Source organism: Aeromonas sp. S9(2024), assembly GCF_041403185.1.
Classification (GTDB): domain Bacteria; phylum Pseudomonadota; class Gammaproteobacteria; order Enterobacterales; family Aeromonadaceae; genus Aeromonas; species Aeromonas enteropelogenes.
Genome location: NZ_JBGLRE010000004.1, coordinates 266,972 through 284,007, shown reverse-complemented (window position 1 = coordinate 284,007; position 17,036 = coordinate 266,972). Strand labels below are relative to the sequence as shown.

Here is a 17,036-nt window from a genome sequence, read left to right as displayed (position 1 = left end):
GCTCCTTTTTCATTGCTGTTTTGGCTGCAGAGGGCTTAGCGCACCTCAATCACATCCAGCATGTCCATCTCGTCGATGTCGAGGTGGGGCACCTTCGGCATCTCGGGGGGATCAAACGCCTTGTCGCCGCCATCTATGATGCCGGAGTCGCGGTTGATGCTCTTGAAGTCAAACAGCTTGTGATCGAGCAGGTGGCTCGGGATCACGTCCTGAATGGCGGTGAACATGGTCTCGATGCGACCCGGGAAGCGGCGATCCCAATCCTGCATCATCTGCTTGATGGCCTGGCGCTGCAGGTTCTCCTGGGAGCCGCACAGGTTACAGGGGATGATGGGGAAGGCCTTGACGTCCGCATAGCGGATCAGGTCTTTTTCCTTGCAGTAGGCCAGCGGGCGGATCACCACGTTCTTGCCATCATCGCTTACCAGCTTGGGCGGCATGGACTTGAGCTTGCCGCCGTAGAACATGTTGAGGAACAGGGTCTCGAGGATGTCGTCACGGTGATGGCCCAGGGCAATCTTGGTGCAGCCCAGCTCCTGGGCGGTGCGGTAGAGAATGCCGCGGCGCAGGCGCGAGCAGAGCGAGCAGGTGGTCTTGCCCTCGGGTACCTTCTCCTTGACGATGGAGTAGGTGTCCTCTTCGACGATCTTGTACTCGATGCCGAGGGTGTCGAGGTATTCCGGCAGGACGTGCTCGGGGAAACCAGGCTGCTTCTGATCCAGGTTGACGGCGACCAGATCGAAATGGATGGGGGCGCTGGCTTTCAGGTTCATCAGTATGTCGAGCATACCAAAGCTGTCCTTGCCGCCGGACAGACACACCATCACCTTGTCACCCTCTTCAATCATGTTGAAGTCGGCAATGGCCTGACCCACGTTGCGCCGCAGGCGCTTTTGCAGTTTGTTGAAACTGTATTTTTCTTTGGCGTTCAGCTCTTCTAGCATGCTCGTAAAACCCGGGACACAAATAAGCGCGTTATTATAGCCATGTCCCGGGGGAGGGCAAGGTGCCTTATGCCTGATTGCGGCGGCTGTCCACCGGGCAGCTGTAATCGGCCGGTTTAAGGATCAGGATGTCGCACGGCAGCCTGTCCACCACATGCTCGGCGGTGTTGCCAAGCAGGGCGGCCGAGAGGCCGGTACGGCCGACGCACCCCATGATCATAAGGTTGGCATTGAGCTCTTCTGCCATGTCCGGCAGCACCTCTTCGGGCAGGCCTTCCGCGACCCGGGTCCAGAGGTGGCCGATCCCGAACTTGTCGGCGTGGCTCAGCAGCAGGTTTTCGTGATGCTTGCGGATCGCCTCGTTGTAGGCTTTGGGATCAAACTCCGGCAGTTCGATGGCCACGTTGACCGGCGTGCCTGGGTAAGTGTTGACCAGATAGAGGTTGGCCCCCAGCAGTTCGGCGATGTCTGTGCCCTCCTGGGTGATCCGCTCGTTGAGTACCTTCTGATCGGGATCGTCGCTCGAGCAGTTGATGGCGGCGATGATGTTGCCGCCACGCTGCCAGTGCCCTTCTTTCACCAGCAGAACCGGGCAGGGGCATTTGCGCAGCAGGTGCCAGTCGGTGGGAGTAAAGATGAAGGTTTGCAGGAAACTGTGATGGTGAGTGGCCTTGACCACCAGATCGTGGCGCTGCTCCAGCACCTCCTGAATGACGCACTCGAAGGGGCGGTTGTGCCAGACGACTTTCACCTCGCAGGTGATCCCTTTTTCCCGATAGGGAGTCAGGATCTCGTCCAGCCACTCCTGGCGCTGGGAAATGACACCGTGGCGCATCTCTTCCCGCTCCTCCGCCGACAACATGGCGGTCATCTCGTATGAGAAGTCATAGATGGTGAGCAGCAGGGTCAGATGGGCATTATTGTCCAGCTCGGCGATCTTGACCGCCCGTTCGAGGGCGATTTGCCGCTCTTCTTCGGGGTTGATAACCACCAGAATGTTCTGATATTTGACCATCTTCTCCTCCTTGGAAAATACCAATGTCAGCAGGACCTTAGCATTTACAGCTTAGCGCAGGAGGCGGGGGGCGGTCGTGTGCCGGATCAAATTCCAGAGGAAAGGATCCGGCAGCGGAGAGGGGAGATGGGGGGAAGATCAGCCGCAGGTCGGACGGGTGGCGCCAGCCATCTGGCCGAGTGCTGCGTGATCGAGCACAGTAATGTACTTGCCCTTGACGCTGATAAGACCGGACTTCTGGAAGCGGCCAAGCAGACGGCTGATGGTCTCGACGGTGAGGCCCAGATAGTTGCCGATGTCGCCCCGGGTCATGGAGAGACGGAACTCCTTGGCGGAAAAACCGCGCTCGGAGAAGCGTACCGACAGGTTGTGCAGGAAGGCTGCCAAGCGCTCCTCGGCATTTTTCTTGGAGAGCAACAGGATCATCTCCTGATCGCCCATGATTTCGTTGCTCATCAGTCGCATGATCTGCTGGCGCAGCTTGGGCATCTTGCCGGAGAGATCGTCCAGCACTTCGAACGGGATCTCGCACACCATGGCGGTTTCCAGCGCCTGGGCGAAGGAAGGGTGAGCCTGTTTGTGGATGGCATCGAAGCCGACCAGATCACCAGCCAGATGGAAGGCGGTGATCTGCTCATCCCCTTGCTCTGTGATGGTGTAGGACTTGATGGTCCCGGAACGGATGGCGTAGAGAGACTTGAACTCGTCGCCGGCCTTGAACAGTTCTTCACCCTTCTGGATCGGCTTCTTGCGCTCGATGATGCTGTCGAGCTGATCCAGCTCGTTGTCGTTCAGGGTAAAGGGAATGCAGAGCTGACTGATACTGCAGTCCTGGCAATGAATTGCACAGCCACCGCTCTGGATACGTCTGCCAGGTTTCTTTTCCGGGATCATAGGCTCATACGAATAATTGATTTATATCAAACAAGTTTACCATCAACTCATCCGTTTTGGATAGGGTTTCAAAAGGATGCAATGCCAACCCACAGGGTGTGAACCCCATAAAAAATGAGCAACAGGGCGCCTCCGAGGCGCAAACTGCGCAAGGTCAGCCAGTAGCGCAACCGATCCGCGAGCCCCCCCAGAGCAAACAGAGTGGGCAGGGTGCCCAACCCAAACGCAAGCATGATGAGAGCGCCGCCGCTGGCCGAGCCCGCTGCTGCGCTCCAGGTCAGCATGGAGTAGACCAGCCCGCAGGGCAGCCAGCCCCAGACCATGCCAAAGGGCAGTGCCTGCAGGGGGGAGGTAAAGGGCAGAAACTTGCCCGCCAGCGGTTTGATGTGGGGCCAGAGTCTGGCGCCGATGCGTTCGAGTAGCAAAATGCCCTGCCACCAGCCTGCCAGATAGAGGCCGAGGGCGATCATCAAGAGGGCCGCGATGAGCCGCAGTCCGGCGATGGCGTGTTTGCCTGCCCCAAGCTCGCTGGTGGTGGCAAGCAAGCCCCCCACCAGGGCTCCGGCAATCACATAGCTGAGGATGCGGCCCAGGTTGTAGTTGAGCAGATAAGTGAGGCGTCCCCAGAAGTGCTGTTTGTCGGCCGGGATAGCCATGGCAAGGGCCGCCGAGACACCGCCGCACATGCCGATGCAGTGTGCCGAGCCCGCCAGTCCCACCAGCAGGGCCCCAAGAAGATCAAGATTGTGCGTCATCTGGGCTGTGCTTGGTTGGTTTCTGGGCAGGTTGGTCTTCATCAAACAGGATGTTGGAGCCCTGTCTGTCGAGGTCCTCAAACTGCTCGGAGCGAATGGCCCAGAAGAAGACGACTCCGGCGATGATCACAAACAGGATGGCGATGGGGATCAGGACAAAAATGATGTTCATGGTCTCTACCTTGGCAAATGCCTCCTTGGCGACTGAGCCCCATGGTAACCCTGTTCGGGTCGCCGGCCAGTCGCCACGGGTCAAAAATGTGGCCTGCGTCGGTGACAGGCCATCGAGTCAATGGTCATGTCAGCGATTAAGGCGCATGGAGTTGGTGACCACGATGAGGGAGCTCAAGGACATACCGGCCGCCGCCAGATAGGGGGGCAACCAGCCGCTGGCGGCCAGCGGCAACACCAGCAGGTTGTAGCCGATGGACCAGGCAAAGTTCTCGATGATGATCTTGCGGGTGCGCAGGGCCAGCGTCCTGGCGTCCAGCAGACGATTCAGATCGTCGGCAAGCAGGATGGCATCGGCGCTGTTTTTGGCCAGGTCCGTGCCGCCCGCCATGGCGAACGAGGCATGGGCCCCGGCCAGCACGGGAGCATCGTTGATGCCGTCACCCACCATGATGCTGATCTCCCCGTCAGCCTCCCGCCCCTTGAGGTAGGCGAGCTTGCCATCGGGGGTGACACCCTTGATCAGCTCGTCCACGCCAAGCTCACGGGCTATTTCATCGGCCTGGGCCGAACTGTCGCCGGTGAGGATGGTGGTCTGCAAACCTGCCGCTTTGAAGGCGGCGATGAGAGCCTTGGCATCGGGTCGCAGGGTATCTTCCAGCTCGAAGCGGGCCAGGACCTGGCGCTCGTCGGCTAGATAGATGGCGAGGCCGCGGGGGCTGACGAGGTCATCGCTCAGCCCCAGCCAGCCAGCGCTGCCGATGCGATAGCGCATGCCATCCACAATCCCGGTAACACCGTGACCGATGACGGGGGTGATGTCGCTCGCATGAGGCAGCAGGGCGATGCCATCTGCCGGCAGGCGGAAGGCGCGTGCGATGGGATGTTCGGACTGTGCCTCCAGGGCGCGGGCGATGGCAAGACAGGTGTCGCTGTCGAGATCCCCCAGCACCTGGGTATGACATAGGCGAATTTCCCCCGTGGTCAGGGTGCCCGTCTTGTCCATCACTACCCGGTTGGCCTTGGTCAGCACATCCAGCACGTGACCGCGACGCAGCAGTATGCCGCTGCGGGTGAGGTGAGCCGTGGCCGAGGTGAGTGCGGTCGGCGTTGCCAGCGACAGGGCGCAGGGGCAGGTGGCGACCAGCACCGCCAGAGTGATCCAGAATGCCTGCTCCGGCTGGTGAAAATGCCAGAAGGTCCACACCAGGGCCGCGATGATGAGCAGCACCAGAATGAAGTGGCGCGACAGCACATCGGCCATCTGGGCGATGGCGGGCTTGTCATCAAGAGCGTGATCCTGCAGGCGCATGATCTGGGCGATCCGCGACTCTTCAATACGATGGCTGACCCGGATCTCGAGGGGGGCGTCAGTATTGATGGTACCGGCATAGACCTGATCCCCATGCCCCTTGAGCAGCGGCAACTGTTCGCCGGTCAGCATGGATTCGTTTAGGCTGGCTTCCCCCCGCACTATGATGCCGTCGGCCGGCAGGGTGGCGCCCGCCAGCACACGCACTCTGTCTCCTATTTGCAGGGTCTTGGCGGCGACCTCATGTTCACCTTCCTCGTCGATGCGGGTTGCCATGATGGGCACCAGCCGCGCCAGGTTGGAGCTCGACTCGGACGCTTTGCGTCTGGCCCTGAGCTCTAGGAACCGCCCCAGCAGCAGGAAGAAGACGAACATGGTGATGGAGTCGTAGTAGACCTCGCCCGTGTTGAAGACGGTGGCCCACATGGAGGCGACAAAGGCGCCGATGAGGGCCAGGGATACCGACACATCCATCGAGAGGTGACCCTGCTTCAGGCTGCGCCAGGCGTTCACGTAAAAAGGTTGGGCCGAATAGATCATGATGGGGGTGGAGAGCAGCAGGCTTATCCACTTGAAGTAGACCATGAACTCCTCTTCCACGCTGATGAAGAAGTCCATGTAGAGGGCCACAGCGCACATCATCACCTGCATGGAGCCGAGCCCGGCCAGTGCCATCCGGAACATGTAGCGGCGCACCTCTTTGGCGTAAAGCGCCTCTTGCTGATGGGTCTGGAAGGGGTAGGCGCGATAGCCAACCTTGGCGAATCCCTTGAGGATGTCGCTTAAAGAGAGCTTGTCCGGATCCCACTTGATGCGGGCCCTGTGGGTGGTGGTGTTGACGTTGATGTAACGCAGTCCGGGGAGGGTCATCAGGTGGCGTTCGATAAGCCAGGCACAGGCGGCGCAGCTGAGCCCCTCTACCGTCAGCTGGATTTCTCGCACGTTGCCGCTGTCGGTAACAAACTCCTGCTGCACCTCGGCCAGATCGTAGTGGGTGAGGGCGGCCAGCTCCTCGGGCACCAGATCCCCCTTGGCACCCGGTGCGGTGCGGTGATCGTAATAACTGGCCAGGCCGCACTCCATGATGGTTTCCGCCACCGCCTGGCAACCCGGACAGCACATGGGACGGACAATGCCCTTGATCTCGAGGGCATAGTGACTGTCGGCGGGAACCGGCTCGCCACAGTGAAAACAGCCGGTCATGGTTTAGCGTCCTTTGGGATCGAGTTCGACAGGGGCCTGAGTGGGCAGTTGAACCGTTTCTTGCAGTCGCCATTCGTGGTTGAAGGCATCGACCCGGAGGTGCCATTTACCGGTCAGGGGGCGTTCAAAGTGGAAGCGATAGGTGCCGCTGCCATCGGCGGTGATCAGGTGCTCGCTGTCCTGACCGGCCAAGGTGGGGTGGAACAGGGAGAGGTACAGCGCCTGTCCGGGCGGGATGTCGCCACTGAGCGGCTTGAGGGTCAGCTCCTGACCGTTGACCTCCAGCGCAAAGCGGATGTTGAGCGCCTCGGCCCGGTCAAACTTGCTCAGATCCTGATTGATCTCTTTCCCTTGTTTGTAATAGTCCTCTGCCACCAGATTTACTCCATCCTTGCTGGCGATGATGGCGGTGGCGATGCTGCCGACAACGGCGGCGGTGGGGAGGGCGATGATAAACCAGGGCCAGAATTGGCGATACCAGGGTCGGGTCATGATTGCTACTACCGTGAAACGAATGATTAACGAGGAGGATGGCTTTTACGCAACACAAGATAACAAAAAGCCTCGAGTAGTCGAGGCTTTTTGCTGTGTAATCACGTGTTTATCACATGTTACTTCGGGTGTGGCCGACCTTATTTGGCAGTCTGTGGGTGAGACAGGCTGTAAACGTAGGAGGCCAGCAGGTGCACCTTGTCTTCGCCCAGAATGTCTTTCCAGGCCGGCATCACACCGTGGCGACCGTGGGTGATGGTCTGGACCACCACTTCGCGGGAGCCACCGTAGAGCCAGGTGCTGTTGGTCAGATCAGGTGCACCGACGGCGATGCCGCCCTTGGCATCCGGACCGTGACAGGCGGCGCAGACCGCGAAACGAGCTTCACCCTTCTTGGCTTCCACCAGATCAACCTTGCGACCGGACAGGCTCAGCACGTAGGAAGCGACTTCCTGCACGCCATCCTTGCCCAGGATCTCGCCCCAGGCCGCCATGATCCCCTGACGACCGCCCATGATGGTGGTCTTGATCTGATCCGGGGCACCGCCCCATTGCCATTCGCTGTCGGTCAGGTTCGGGAAACCGCGACCACCGCGGGCATCGGAGCCGTGGCACTGGGAGCAGTTCTGCAGGAACAGACGCTGACCCACCTTGCGGGCTTCCGGATCGGCGGCGATCTCCTCGATGGGGCGATAGCTCTTGCCGTCGGCCTGGTAGGCCAGCTCACGGAACTTGGCGCCGTAGATCTCGTCAGCCTTGGCGATCTCGCGGTCATACTCCACCGCACGACCTTCCGACTTGGCAGACTCGGTCGCAGCGCGGGATTCGGCCAGCGAACGGACATCCTGGTTGGAACTTTGCCAGCCCAACAGCCCCTTGAAGTTGCCAAGGCCCGGGAAGGCGACCAGATAGACCAGACCGGTGACGATGAAGAAGAGGAACATGTAGGTCCACCACTTCGGCAGCGGGTTGTTGATCTCTTCGATGCCGTCGAAGGAGTGACCCATCGACTTGCCTTCTTCAACACCCATCTTGTCCTTGCGGCACCACATCAGCAGCAGGAAGCAGCCGAGGATGGTCCCCAGGGTAATGACGGTTACGAAAATACTAAACAGAGTGCTCATTATTGTTTCGCTCCTGCGTTCTTTTTATCAGCACCGGATTGCTCATCATCGGCGAAAACCAGATTGGCAGCCTCGTCGAAAGCGGTCTTGCGGCGTTTGCTGTAAGCCCAGACGAAGATGCCGATCATGATGGCCATCAACAGCAGGGTGTACAGACCGCGAAAAGTGCCGTAGTCCATCTCCACACTCCTTATTTCAGGGCATGACCCAGTGATTGCAGATAGGCCACCAGGGCTTCCAGCTCGGTCTTGCCCTTGACGGCATCACCGGCGCCCTGAATATCGGCATCGGTATAGGGCACGCCGAAGTGGTCGCGGAACAGCGCCAGCTTCTTGCCCGTCATCTCGCCGGTCAGCACGTTGCGATCGAGCCAGGGGTAGGCGGGCATGTTGGACTCGGGTACCACGTCGCGCGGGTTGATCAGGTGAACCTTGTGCCACTCGTCGGAGTAGCGACCACCGACCCGGGCCAGATCCGGACCGGTACGCTTGGAGCCCCACAGGAAGGGGTGCTCCCACACGCTTTCACCGGCGACCGAGTAGTGACCGTAACGCTCGGTTTCGGCACGGAACGGACGGATCATCTGGCTGTGGCAGTTGGTGCAGCCTTCGCGGATGAAGATATCGCGCCCTTCCATCTGCAGGGCGGTGTAGGGCTTGAGGCCCTCCACCGGCTCGGTAGTCTGCTTCTGGAAGAAGAGCGGGGTGATTTCGACCAAGCCACCCAGGCTGATGGCAAATATGATGCCGACCACCAGCATGGGAACGCTTTTTTCAAAGATCTCGTGACGGTTATTGTTGCTCATGCTTTGACCTCTTCAATCATGCTGGCTGGGCGACGGGTTCCAGGGAACCCTTGGGCGCGGTGATGGTGCGATAGGCGTTGTAGGCCATCAGCAACATACCGGTGACAAAGAAGCAGCCACCCAGGAAGCGCACGAAGTAGAAGGGATAGGAGGCCTGCAGGGCTTCCACGAAGCTGTAGGTCAGGGTGCCGTCTTCGTTGACTGCACGCCACATCAGACCCTGCATCACACCGGAAATCCACATGGCGACGATGTAGAGCACGGTACCGACGGTCGCCAGCCAGAAGTGCACGTTGATCAAGCGGATGCTGTACATGCGGCCCTGGCCGAACAGGTTCGGGATCAGGTGGTAAACCGCCCCGATGGAGACCATGGCAACCCAGCCCAGGGCACCGGAGTGAACGTGACCTACGGTCCAGTCGGTGTAGTGGGAGAGGGCGTTGACGGTCTTGATCGCCATCATGGGGCCTTCGAAGGTCGACATGCCGTAGAACGACAGGGAGACGATCAGGAAGCGCAGGATGGGGTCATAGCGCAGTTTGTGCCAGGCACCGGAGAGGGTCATGATGCCGTTGATCATGCCGCCCCAGGAGGGCACGAACAGGATCAGGGACATCACCATGCCGAGGGACTGGGCCCAGTCAGGCAGGGCGGTATAGTGCAAGTGGTGCGGACCGGCCCAGATATAGAGGGAGATCAGCGCCCAGAAATGCACGATGGAGAGACGGTAGGAGTAAACCGGGCGGCCGGCCTGCTTGGGCACGAAGTAGTACATCATGCCAAGGAAACCTGCGGTCAGCAGGAAGCCTACCGCGTTGTGACCGTACCACCACTGCACCATGGCATCCATGGCACCGGAATACATGGAGTAGGACTTCATGCCGGAGAGCGGCACTTCCATGTTATTGACGATGTGCAGCACGGCGACCGTGATGATGAAGGCGCCGAAGAACCAGTTCGCCACATAGATGTGGGAGGTGGTGCGCTTCATCAGGGTGCCGAAGAAGACGATGGCATAGGCGACCCAGACCACGGTGATCGCCAGATCGATCGGCCACTCCAGCTCGGCATACTCTTTGGCGGTCGTGAATCCCAACGGTAGCGAGATGGCCGCAGAGAGGATGATTGCCTGCCAGCCCCAGAACACGAAGCTGGCGAGCGGGCCACCAAACAGCCGGGTCTGGCAGGTACGCTGCACCACGTAGAAGGAGGTCGCCATCAGGGCGCTCACCCCGAAGGCGAAGATCACCGCGTTGGTGTGCAGGGGCCGCAGACGACTGTAAGTCAGCCAGGGGGTTTCGAAGTTGAGGGCAGGCCAGATCAGCTGGGCTGCGATCAGTACGCCAACCGACATGCCGACAATTCCCCAGACAATCGTCATGACGGTAAACTGGCGAACAACGGTGTAGTTGTACTCAGGATGGTTAGTTGTATGGCTCATCGTTATATTCCGCTTCCGATGCTGCTGTTGTTTGGTTTTTTGTCCGGCGAACCGGACCTGTTTCATCGAGTCACCGCCCACCAGTTGTTAACATCTGTTAACGAAAGGAAAAGCAAAAGATGACCATATGAAAACTGCATGGGAATGATACTGAAGTGACAGGTAAAATAACAGTATAAACAGTGATATATTTGGCTCCGTCCGGCCTCGTTTTAACCGCGATTTACCTTGTGCGAGATCACAAAAATACTATTTTTTCCGCATCTTATTGGGACCGCTTTTCATGAAAGAAAAACTCACTAGCCGTAAAGTCATGCACCTCGGACTGGTGCTGGCCCTATTATTGGGGCTCATTGCATACCGTACCTGGTTTTCAACCGAAAACAGCGCCGCACCCGCGCCGATAAAAGATCAGATTTGTGATCTTTCCCACAGCAGTTGCACTGTCTCTGTCGGCGAAAAACCCCTTACGGTGGCGGTGGCCGAGCTGCCGGTACGCGCTGAACGGGATTTTGCCCTGCGCATGACGGGGGGGGATCCGGCCATTACCCCGGTGAAGGCATGGCTGGAAGGGCGGGACATGTTTATGGGAACCATTCCGGTCAAGTTTGAACAAATAAGCGGCGGTTGGCAGGGAACGACCCTGGTGGGCAGTTGTACTTCTCCCACTATGGTCTGGCTGCTCAATATCGAATGGAACAATGGCGAGCGCCAGCAATTGGCGTTGTCGGTTGCCCGGGAATAAGTCGTTGGCCGCAAAGGAGTGGAAAAAATATTTGAAATTTCCATGCCAGGCGTTACCTTCCCTTGGCCTACAGGGAGTGAAATCTATTTAATCATGACTGAGAAAAATCAATTTTATCGAACCCTCAATCAACAGGCGCGAGCCCTGCTGGAGGGAGAAACCGACCTGATTGCCAACCTGGCCAACCTCTCCGCCCTGCTCAATCAGGAGCTGGCAGATATCAACTGGGTCGGTTTTTATCTGTTGCAAGGGGACTCCCTGGTATTGGGGCCCTTCCAGGGCAAGCCGGCCTGTGTCCGCATTCCCGTCGGCCGTGGTGTCTGTGGCACCGCAGTGTCAGAGGGCAAGACCCAGCTGGTAGATGATGTGCATCAGTTTGATGGGCATATTGCCTGTGACGGTGCCAGCAATGCCGAAATCGTGATCCCGGTGCGCCGCAACGGCGAGATCATCGGGGTGCTCGACATCGACAGTCCGATTTTTAACCGTTTCGATCAGGAAGACCGGATTGGCCTAGAAGAAACGGTGCAAATTTTGGAAAGCATGCTCTAAGTGATTGCTTAGATGGTTCGCAAAAGGCCCCAAGCTCTCTATAATGAGGCCTTTGTTGTGCTCGGGAAGTGCCCGTGCGTTTATATGAAAGCCAAGGTTATACATGGAAAACACTGAGAAGCTGAAGAACAGTAAAGAAATCGTTGCCTACCTGGTCGAGAAATTCCCGGCCTGCTTCGTTGCTGAAGGAGAGGCCAAGCCGCTCAAGATTGGCATCTTCCAGGATTTGGCCGAGCGTCTTGCTGACGATGCCAGAGTCTCCAAGACCATGCTGCGCTCTGCTCTGCGTCAATATACTTCCAGCTGGCGCTACCTGCATGGCCTCAAGGCTGGCCAGGCTCGTGTCGATCTGGACGGTAACCCGGGCGAACTGCTGACCGAAGAGCACATCGAACACGCCAAGCAGGCGCTGAAAGAGAGTAAAGAACGCGTCTTTGCCAGCCGTCGTACCAACAACAAAGAGAAGGATGACAAGGCCAAGAAACCCCGTCGTCCGGCTCCTCGCAAAACCGAGAAGGCGGATGTCGCCGCCAAGCCAAAGGCTCAGGAGAAAGCGCCTGTTGCCGATGCTCCGCTGGTCAAGGTGGATGCCGCTACCCTGAAAGTGGGTCAGGACGTCCGCGTGGTCATGGGCAAGTCTCCGGTTCCCGCAACCATCAAGGAAGTGACCAAGGACGACGTTCAAGTCCAGCTGCAGACCGGCATGACCCTGCGGGTCAAATCAGAGCACCTGGTTCTCTAAGGAGAGACATGTTGAAGCATGGCGTAATTCGTTTTTCCCTCGTTGCCTGTAGCCTGGCGCTTGCCGGGCTCGCACAGGCCATCGAGCCGGTGCTCAAGGAGAGTGATTTGCCTGTGTTGGCTCAAGAGAGCCAACATGCTACGGCCAGCAAGCGAATTGCCAATCTGTTTACCCGCTCGCATTACAAACAGTTCAAGCTGGATGATGCCTTTTCCTCCGTGATCTTCGACAAGTATCTGGAGAATCTGGATTACAGCCGCAACCTGTTTTTGGCCTCTGACATCAGCCGTTTTGAAAAGTACCGTAACGGGTTTGACACCGACCTCGAAAGAGGCCGTCTGGCGCCCGCCTACGAGATGTTCAACCTGAGTCAGCAGCGGCGCTATGAGCGGTTCGAATACGCCCTCAAACTGCTCGATACTCCTTTCGATTTTACCCAGCCCGACAACTATGTGTTCGATCGGGAAGGGGCGGCTTGGCCGAGGGATGAAGCCGAACTCAACGAGTTGTGGCGCCAGCGGGTCAAATACGATGCCCTGAGCCTCAAGCTCAGCGGCAAGGAGTGGCCCGAGATCAAGGAGCTGCTTGGCAAGCGTTACAACAACGCCATCAAGCGGATGTCCCAGACCGAGAGCGAGGATGTGTTCCAGCTCTTCATGAACTCCTTCGCTCGCGCTATCGAACCGCACACCAGTTATCTCTCACCGCGCAGCGCCGATCGTTTCAACACCGAGATGAACCTCTCGCTGGAGGGGATTGGTGCCGTACTGCAGGCGGAGGATGACTTCACTGTCATTCGTTCCCTGGTGCCCGGTGGTCCTGCTGCCAAGTCCAACAACCTCAAGCCCGATGACAAGATCACCGGGGTAGGGCAGGAGGATGGCAAGATCGTTGATGTGATCGGCTGGCGTCTTGACGACGTGGTCGAGCTCATCAAGGGACCCAAGGGCAGCAAGGTGAAGCTGGAGATCCAGCGCGGCAAGGGCGCCAGCGCCAAGACCGAGCAGATTGAGCTGGTGCGGGACAAGGTGCGCCTCGAAGATCGTGCCGCCAAGTCCAAGGTGATCAGCGCCGAAGGCAAGAAGATAGGGGTCATCGAGATCCCCAGCTTCTACGTCAATCTTCATGAAGATGTGATCAAGGAGCTCTCCAGCCTCAACAAACAGAAGATCGATGGCCTCATCATCGATCTGCGTGGCAACGGTGGCGGTGCCCTGACCGAAGCTTCGGCCCTGAGCGGTCTCTTCTTTGCCAGCGGTCCCGTGGTGCAAATTCGTGATCACATGGGCCGCATCACGGTCAATGGCGATGACGATGGCCAGGTCTACTACGGTGGTCCCATGTCGGTGATGATCGATCGTTATAGCGCCTCGGCCTCCGAGATCTTCGCCGCCGCCATGCAGGACTACGGCCGCGCCCTGATCCTCGGGGAAAACTCGTTTGGCAAGGGGACGGTGCAGCAGCATCGCAGCCTGGCCAAGGTCTATGACTTCTACGAGCAGCCGCTGGGTCACGTGCAGTACACCATCGCCAAGTTCTACCGGATCAACGGCGGCAGCACCCAGAACAAGGGGGTTGCACCGGACATCAGCTTCCCGACGCCGGTTGCGCCGGAAGAGACTGGCGAGAGCCGCGAGTTCAACGCGCTGCCGTGGGACAAGATAGCCTCGGCCAACTACCAGACGCTGGGCAATTTCACCAGCCAGCTGCCCAAGTTGCAGGCGGCCCACGATGCGCGGATTGCCAAGGATCCCGAGTTTGCCTACGTAATGCAGGACATCGCCGAGTACCAGGGGGAGAAAGACAAAAAATCGGTCTCCCTCAACGAGGCAGAACGTCTGTCAGAGCAGGCCAAACAGGACGAGAAGGCGCTCACGCGCGCCAACGAACGTCTGGCCCGCCTTGGCAAGCCTGCGGTGAAGAGCCTGGATGACTTGCCTGCCGATTTTGAGGCGCCAGATGAGTATCTCGTCGAGGCGGCCAACATCACGGCGGATCTGGCCAAGGCCGGCAAACGCAGTTGAGTTGGCCAATCTGAATCTACAAGGGCGACGCGAGTCGCCCTTTCTTTTATCAGACCGCAAATCGTTTGACCCCGCCTGCCGGTTGTGCCAGCCTCTTTCTCGCCTTTAACAAGCGTGGAAGCAGACAATAATGACAAATCACTCCCAGGCCATGACGGCCAAATATCGTCAGGACTACCAGGCCCCTCTCTACTGGATTGATACCATCGATCTGGATTTCCAGCTGCAGGAACCCCTCACCCAGGTCACCGCCATCACCCGCATTCGACGCAACGGCGATCACAACGAACCTTTGGTGCTCGATGGCGAACAGCTGACGCTCAAGAGCATCGCCATCGACGGTATGCCGTGCGAGCATTATGAGCTGGGGGAGAGCAGCCTGACCCTGTTCAACCTGCCCACCGAGTGTGTGCTGACCATAGTCACTCTGCTGGATCCCGCCGCCAACAGCGCGCTGGAAGGGCTTTACAAGTCCGGTGATGCCTACTGCACCCAGTGCGAAGCTGAAGGGTTTCGTCGCATCACCTATTATCTCGACCGGCCCGATATCCTGGCCCGCTACAGCACCCGCATTACCGCAGACAAGGCCAAGTATCCCTTCCTGCTCTCCAACGGCAACAAGGTCGACAGCGGCAATCTGGACGGAGGTCGTCACTTCGTGCAGTGGCAGGATCCCTTCCCCAAACCCAGCTATCTGTTTGCTCTGGTCGCCGGGGATTTTGACGTGGAGCGAGGCAGTTACGTGACCCGAAGTGGCCGCAAGGTGGCCCTCGAAATCTTCGTCGACAAGGGCAATCTGGAGCGGGCTGGTTTCGCCATGGAGAGCCTCATCAACTCCATGCGTTGGGACGAACAGCGTTTCGGTCTGGAATACGACCTCGATATCTATATGATCGTCGCGGTGGACTTCTTCAACATGGGTGCCATGGAGAACAAGGGGCTCAACATCTTCAATTCCAAGTTCGTGCTGGCCAACCCGGCTACAGCCACCGACAGCGACTACCACGGTATCGAACGGGTGATCGGTCACGAATATTTCCACAACTGGACCGGCAACCGGGTCACCTGTCGCGACTGGTTCCAGTTAAGCCTGAAAGAGGGGCTGACGGTGTTTCGGGACCAGGAGTTTTCCTCCGATCTCGGCTCGCGCGGAGTAAACCGCATCAACAATGTGCGCACTGTGCGCGGCCCGCAGTTTGCCGAAGACGCCGGTCCCATGGCCCACCCCATCCGCCCGGATGTGGTGATCGAGATGAACAACTTCTACACCCTGACCGTCTATGAGAAGGGCTCTGAAGTGATCCGCATGATGCACACCCTGCTTGGTGAAGAACATTTCCAGGCCGGCATGCGCCTCTATTTCGATCGCTTTGACGGTCAGGCAGTCACCTGCGATGACTTCGTACAGGCGATGGAAGATGCCTCCGGGGTGGATCTTGGCCGCTTCCGTCGCTGGTACAGCCAGTCCGGTACCCCCGAGCTGACTGTGACCGACGAATACGACGCCGCCAGCGGCATCTATCGCCTGCACGTGCGCCAGCACACGCCACCGACCCAGGATCAGCCACAGAAACTGGCACTACACATTCCCCTCGACATCGAGCTTTATGATGAACAGGGGGCCGTTATCCCGTTGCAATATCAGGGCAAGGCGATAGGCAACGTACTCGATGTGCTGGAGGCGGAGCAGACCTTCACCTTCGAGCGAGTGCCAACCAAACCGGTTCCCTCCCTGCTGCGGGACTTCTCAGCCCCGGTCAAGTTGCACTATGACTACAGTGACGAGGCGCTGGCCTTCCTGATGCGCTTTGCCCGCAACGAGTTTGCCCGCTGGGATGCCGCCCAGATGCTGATCAACAAGGCGGTGATTTACGGGGTTACCCGGGTACAACAAGGGCAGGACGTGGCGGTATCGGCCACCTTGCTGGATGCCTTTGTCGCCATTTTGGACGACAACGAGCTGGATCCGGCCCTCAAGGCCGAGATCCTGGCGCTGCCGGGGGAGGCGACCCTGGCCGAACTGTTCGAGGTGGCTGATGTCGATGCCATCCATCGGGTGCGTGATGAGATCCAGCAGCGGCTGGCGCAGGCCTTCGGGGCGCGGCTGGCCGCCCAGTACGACAGTCTGAAGCTGCCGACCTATCGGGTAGTGCATGCCGACATGGCCAAGCGCGCCCTCAAGGGCGTGGTACTTGGTTATCTGGCGGCCCTCGACGCCGGCAGCGCCGATCTACTGGTGCGCCAACAATATGCGGCCGCCGACAACATGACCGACACCCTGGCGGCGCTGCAGGTGGCCAACAGCCATCTGTTGCCGTGCCGCGCCGAGCTCCTGGCCGATTTCGAGGGCAAGTGGGCGCACGATGGTCTGGTGCTGGACAACTGGCTGCGCCTGGTGGGAAGCAAGCCGGCTGCCGATGTGCTGGTCGATGTGAAGCAGGCGATGGCGCACCCCACCTTCAGCATTCGCAACCCGAACCGGCTGCGGGCGCTGATCGGCAGCTTTGCCATGAATAACCAGGTGCAGTTCCATGCCCGCGATGGCAGCGGCTACCGCTTCCTGACCGATCTGCTGATCGAGCTTAACGAAGTTAATCCCCAGGTGGCGTCCCGCCTCATCACCCCCCTTATCCAGTTCAAACGGCTCGATGAAGAGCGCAAGGGGCTGATCCGCGCCGAGCTGACCCGACTGGCCAGCCTCGAAGGATTGGCGCGGGATCTGTTCGAGAAGGTGAGCAAGGCGCTACTGCAGTAAGGAAACAGGGCTGGGGATGGGTCTCTTCTACCCACTCTTGCCTGCGTTATTCCTGCGAAGAT

16 protein-coding genes are annotated in these 17,036 nt (G+C 58.9%); 5 read left to right on the top strand and 11 right to left on the bottom strand.

Features of this window, described 5'->3' with window-relative positions; all coding sequences use genetic code 11:
* Positions 1-35: 35 nt before the first annotated feature.
* The 11 genes from ttcA to ccoN form a co-directional block, all read right to left on the bottom strand.
* Complete coding sequence (ttcA, locus tag ACB028_RS09610) at positions 36-944, bottom strand: tRNA 2-thiocytidine(32) synthetase TtcA (RefSeq protein ID WP_042026184.1); 909 nt, start codon at positions 942-944, stop codon at positions 36-38.
* A gap of 67 nt (positions 945-1,011) precedes the next feature.
* Complete coding sequence (gene uspE, locus ACB028_RS09605; protein WP_026458104.1) at positions 1,012-1,959, bottom strand: universal stress protein UspE; 948 nt, start codon at positions 1,957-1,959, stop codon at positions 1,012-1,014.
* Between the two features lie 138 nt (positions 1,960-2,097).
* Complete coding sequence (locus tag ACB028_RS09600; protein WP_026458105.1) at positions 2,098-2,853, bottom strand: FNR family transcription factor; 756 nt, start codon at positions 2,851-2,853, stop codon at positions 2,098-2,100.
* 68 nt (positions 2,854-2,921) lie between these two features.
* Positions 2,922-3,608 carry a sulfite exporter TauE/SafE family protein gene (locus ACB028_RS09595; RefSeq protein WP_061477537.1) on the bottom strand — a complete coding sequence of 229 codons (687 nt, stop codon included), beginning with the start codon at positions 3,606-3,608 and terminating at the stop codon, positions 2,922-2,924.
* Positions 3,592-3,780 carry a cbb3-type cytochrome oxidase assembly protein CcoS gene (gene ccoS, locus ACB028_RS09590; RefSeq protein ID WP_026457736.1) on the bottom strand — a complete coding sequence of 63 codons (189 nt, stop codon included), beginning with the start codon at positions 3,778-3,780 and terminating at the stop codon, positions 3,592-3,594. The genes ACB028_RS09595 and ccoS overlap by 17 nt, the downstream gene beginning before the upstream one ends.
* Positions 3,781-3,909: 129 nt before the next feature.
* Positions 3,910-6,294, bottom strand: coding sequence for a heavy metal translocating P-type ATPase (locus ACB028_RS09585; RefSeq protein WP_225632423.1), 2,385 nt, complete (start codon positions 6,292-6,294; stop codon positions 3,910-3,912).
* 3 nt (positions 6,295-6,297) lie between these two features.
* Positions 6,298-6,786, bottom strand: coding sequence for a FixH family protein (locus ACB028_RS09580; RefSeq protein WP_042026188.1), 489 nt, complete (start codon positions 6,784-6,786; stop codon positions 6,298-6,300).
* A gap of 140 nt (positions 6,787-6,926) precedes the next feature.
* Positions 6,927-7,910, bottom strand: coding sequence for a cytochrome-c oxidase, cbb3-type subunit III (gene ccoP / locus ACB028_RS09575; protein WP_042026190.1), 984 nt, complete (start codon positions 7,908-7,910; stop codon positions 6,927-6,929).
* Positions 7,910-8,089 carry a CcoQ/FixQ family Cbb3-type cytochrome c oxidase assembly chaperone gene (locus ACB028_RS09570; RefSeq protein ID WP_026456585.1) on the bottom strand — a complete coding sequence of 60 codons (180 nt, stop codon included), beginning with the start codon at positions 8,087-8,089 and terminating at the stop codon, positions 7,910-7,912. Before ACB028_RS09570 ends, ccoP begins: the two co-directional genes overlap by 1 nt.
* 11 nt (positions 8,090-8,100) lie before the next feature.
* Entirely contained in the window at positions 8,101-8,715 is a 615-nt protein-coding gene (gene ccoO, locus ACB028_RS09565) for a cytochrome-c oxidase, cbb3-type subunit II (RefSeq protein WP_042026191.1), read from the bottom strand.
* 16 nt (positions 8,716-8,731) lie between these two features.
* On the bottom strand, positions 8,732-10,156 hold the full coding sequence (gene ccoN / locus ACB028_RS09560; protein ID WP_026456586.1) for a cytochrome-c oxidase, cbb3-type subunit I: 1,425 nt from the start codon (positions 10,154-10,156) through the stop codon (positions 8,732-8,734).
* 283 nt (positions 10,157-10,439) lie between these two features.
* On the opposite strand from ccoN, the gene ACB028_RS09555 reads away from it, so the two are divergent.
* The 5 genes from ACB028_RS09555 (at position 10,440) to pepN (ending at position 16,974) form a co-directional block, all read left to right on the top strand.
* Positions 10,440-10,901 (top strand): hypothetical protein, encoded by a 462-nt coding sequence (locus ACB028_RS09555; protein WP_223377706.1) that lies wholly within the window; start codon positions 10,440-10,442, stop codon positions 10,899-10,901.
* Between the two features lie 93 nt (positions 10,902-10,994).
* Positions 10,995-11,453 (top strand): GAF domain-containing protein, encoded by a 459-nt coding sequence (locus ACB028_RS09550; protein ID WP_371144149.1) that lies wholly within the window; start codon positions 10,995-10,997, stop codon positions 11,451-11,453.
* 103 nt (positions 11,454-11,556) lie between these two features.
* Positions 11,557-12,195: an RNA chaperone ProQ gene (gene proQ, locus ACB028_RS09545; RefSeq protein WP_026456589.1), complete on the top strand. Its 639-nt coding sequence runs from the start codon at positions 11,557-11,559 to the stop codon at positions 12,193-12,195.
* An 8-nt stretch (positions 12,196-12,203) separates the two neighbouring features.
* Positions 12,204-14,219, top strand: a complete 2,016-nt coding sequence (gene prc / locus ACB028_RS09540; RefSeq protein ID WP_371144148.1) for a carboxy terminal-processing peptidase — start codon at positions 12,204-12,206, stop codon at positions 14,217-14,219.
* A 130-nt stretch (positions 14,220-14,349) separates the two neighbouring features.
* Positions 14,350-16,974: an aminopeptidase N gene (pepN, locus tag ACB028_RS09535; protein ID WP_371144147.1), complete on the top strand. Its 2,625-nt coding sequence runs from the start codon at positions 14,350-14,352 to the stop codon at positions 16,972-16,974.
* Positions 16,975-17,036: the final 62 nt, after the last annotated feature.

Coding starts and splice junctions, on each gene's coding strand:
- ACB028_RS09555 (WP_223377706.1), top strand. CDS start 10,440: ATGAAAGAAAAACTCACTAGCCGTAAAGTCATGCACCTCGGACTGGTG.
- ttcA (WP_042026184.1), bottom strand. CDS start 944: ATGCTAGAAGAGCTGAACGCCAAAGAAAAATACAGTTTCAACAAACTG.
- prc (WP_371144148.1), top strand. CDS start 12,204: ATGTTGAAGCATGGCGTAATTCGTTTTTCCCTCGTTGCCTGTAGCCTG.
- pepN (WP_371144147.1), top strand. CDS start 14,350: ATGACAAATCACTCCCAGGCCATGACGGCCAAATATCGTCAGGACTAC.
- ACB028_RS09600 (WP_026458105.1), bottom strand. CDS start 2,853: ATGATCCCGGAAAAGAAACCTGGCAGACGTATCCAGAGCGGTGGCTGT.
- ACB028_RS09550 (WP_371144149.1), top strand. CDS start 10,995: ATGACTGAGAAAAATCAATTTTATCGAACCCTCAATCAACAGGCGCGA.
- ccoP (WP_042026190.1), bottom strand. CDS start 7,910: ATGAGCACTCTGTTTAGTATTTTCGTAACCGTCATTACCCTGGGGACC.
- uspE (WP_026458104.1), bottom strand. CDS start 1,959: ATGGTCAAATATCAGAACATTCTGGTGGTTATCAACCCCGAAGAAGAG.
- ACB028_RS09585 (WP_225632423.1), bottom strand. CDS start 6,294: ATGACCGGCTGTTTTCACTGTGGCGAGCCGGTTCCCGCCGACAGTCAC.
- proQ (WP_026456589.1), top strand. CDS start 11,557: ATGGAAAACACTGAGAAGCTGAAGAACAGTAAAGAAATCGTTGCCTAC.
- ccoS (WP_026457736.1), bottom strand. CDS start 3,780: ATGAACATCATTTTTGTCCTGATCCCCATCGCCATCCTGTTTGTGATC.
- ccoN (WP_026456586.1), bottom strand. CDS start 10,156: ATGAGCCATACAACTAACCATCCTGAGTACAACTACACCGTTGTTCGC.
- ACB028_RS09580 (WP_042026188.1), bottom strand. CDS start 6,786: ATGACCCGACCCTGGTATCGCCAATTCTGGCCCTGGTTTATCATCGCC.
- ACB028_RS09595 (WP_061477537.1), bottom strand. CDS start 3,608: ATGACGCACAATCTTGATCTTCTTGGGGCCCTGCTGGTGGGACTGGCG.
- ccoO (WP_042026191.1), bottom strand. CDS start 8,715: ATGAGCAACAATAACCGTCACGAGATCTTTGAAAAAAGCGTTCCCATG.
- ACB028_RS09570 (WP_026456585.1), bottom strand. CDS start 8,089: ATGGACTACGGCACTTTTCGCGGTCTGTACACCCTGCTGTTGATGGCC.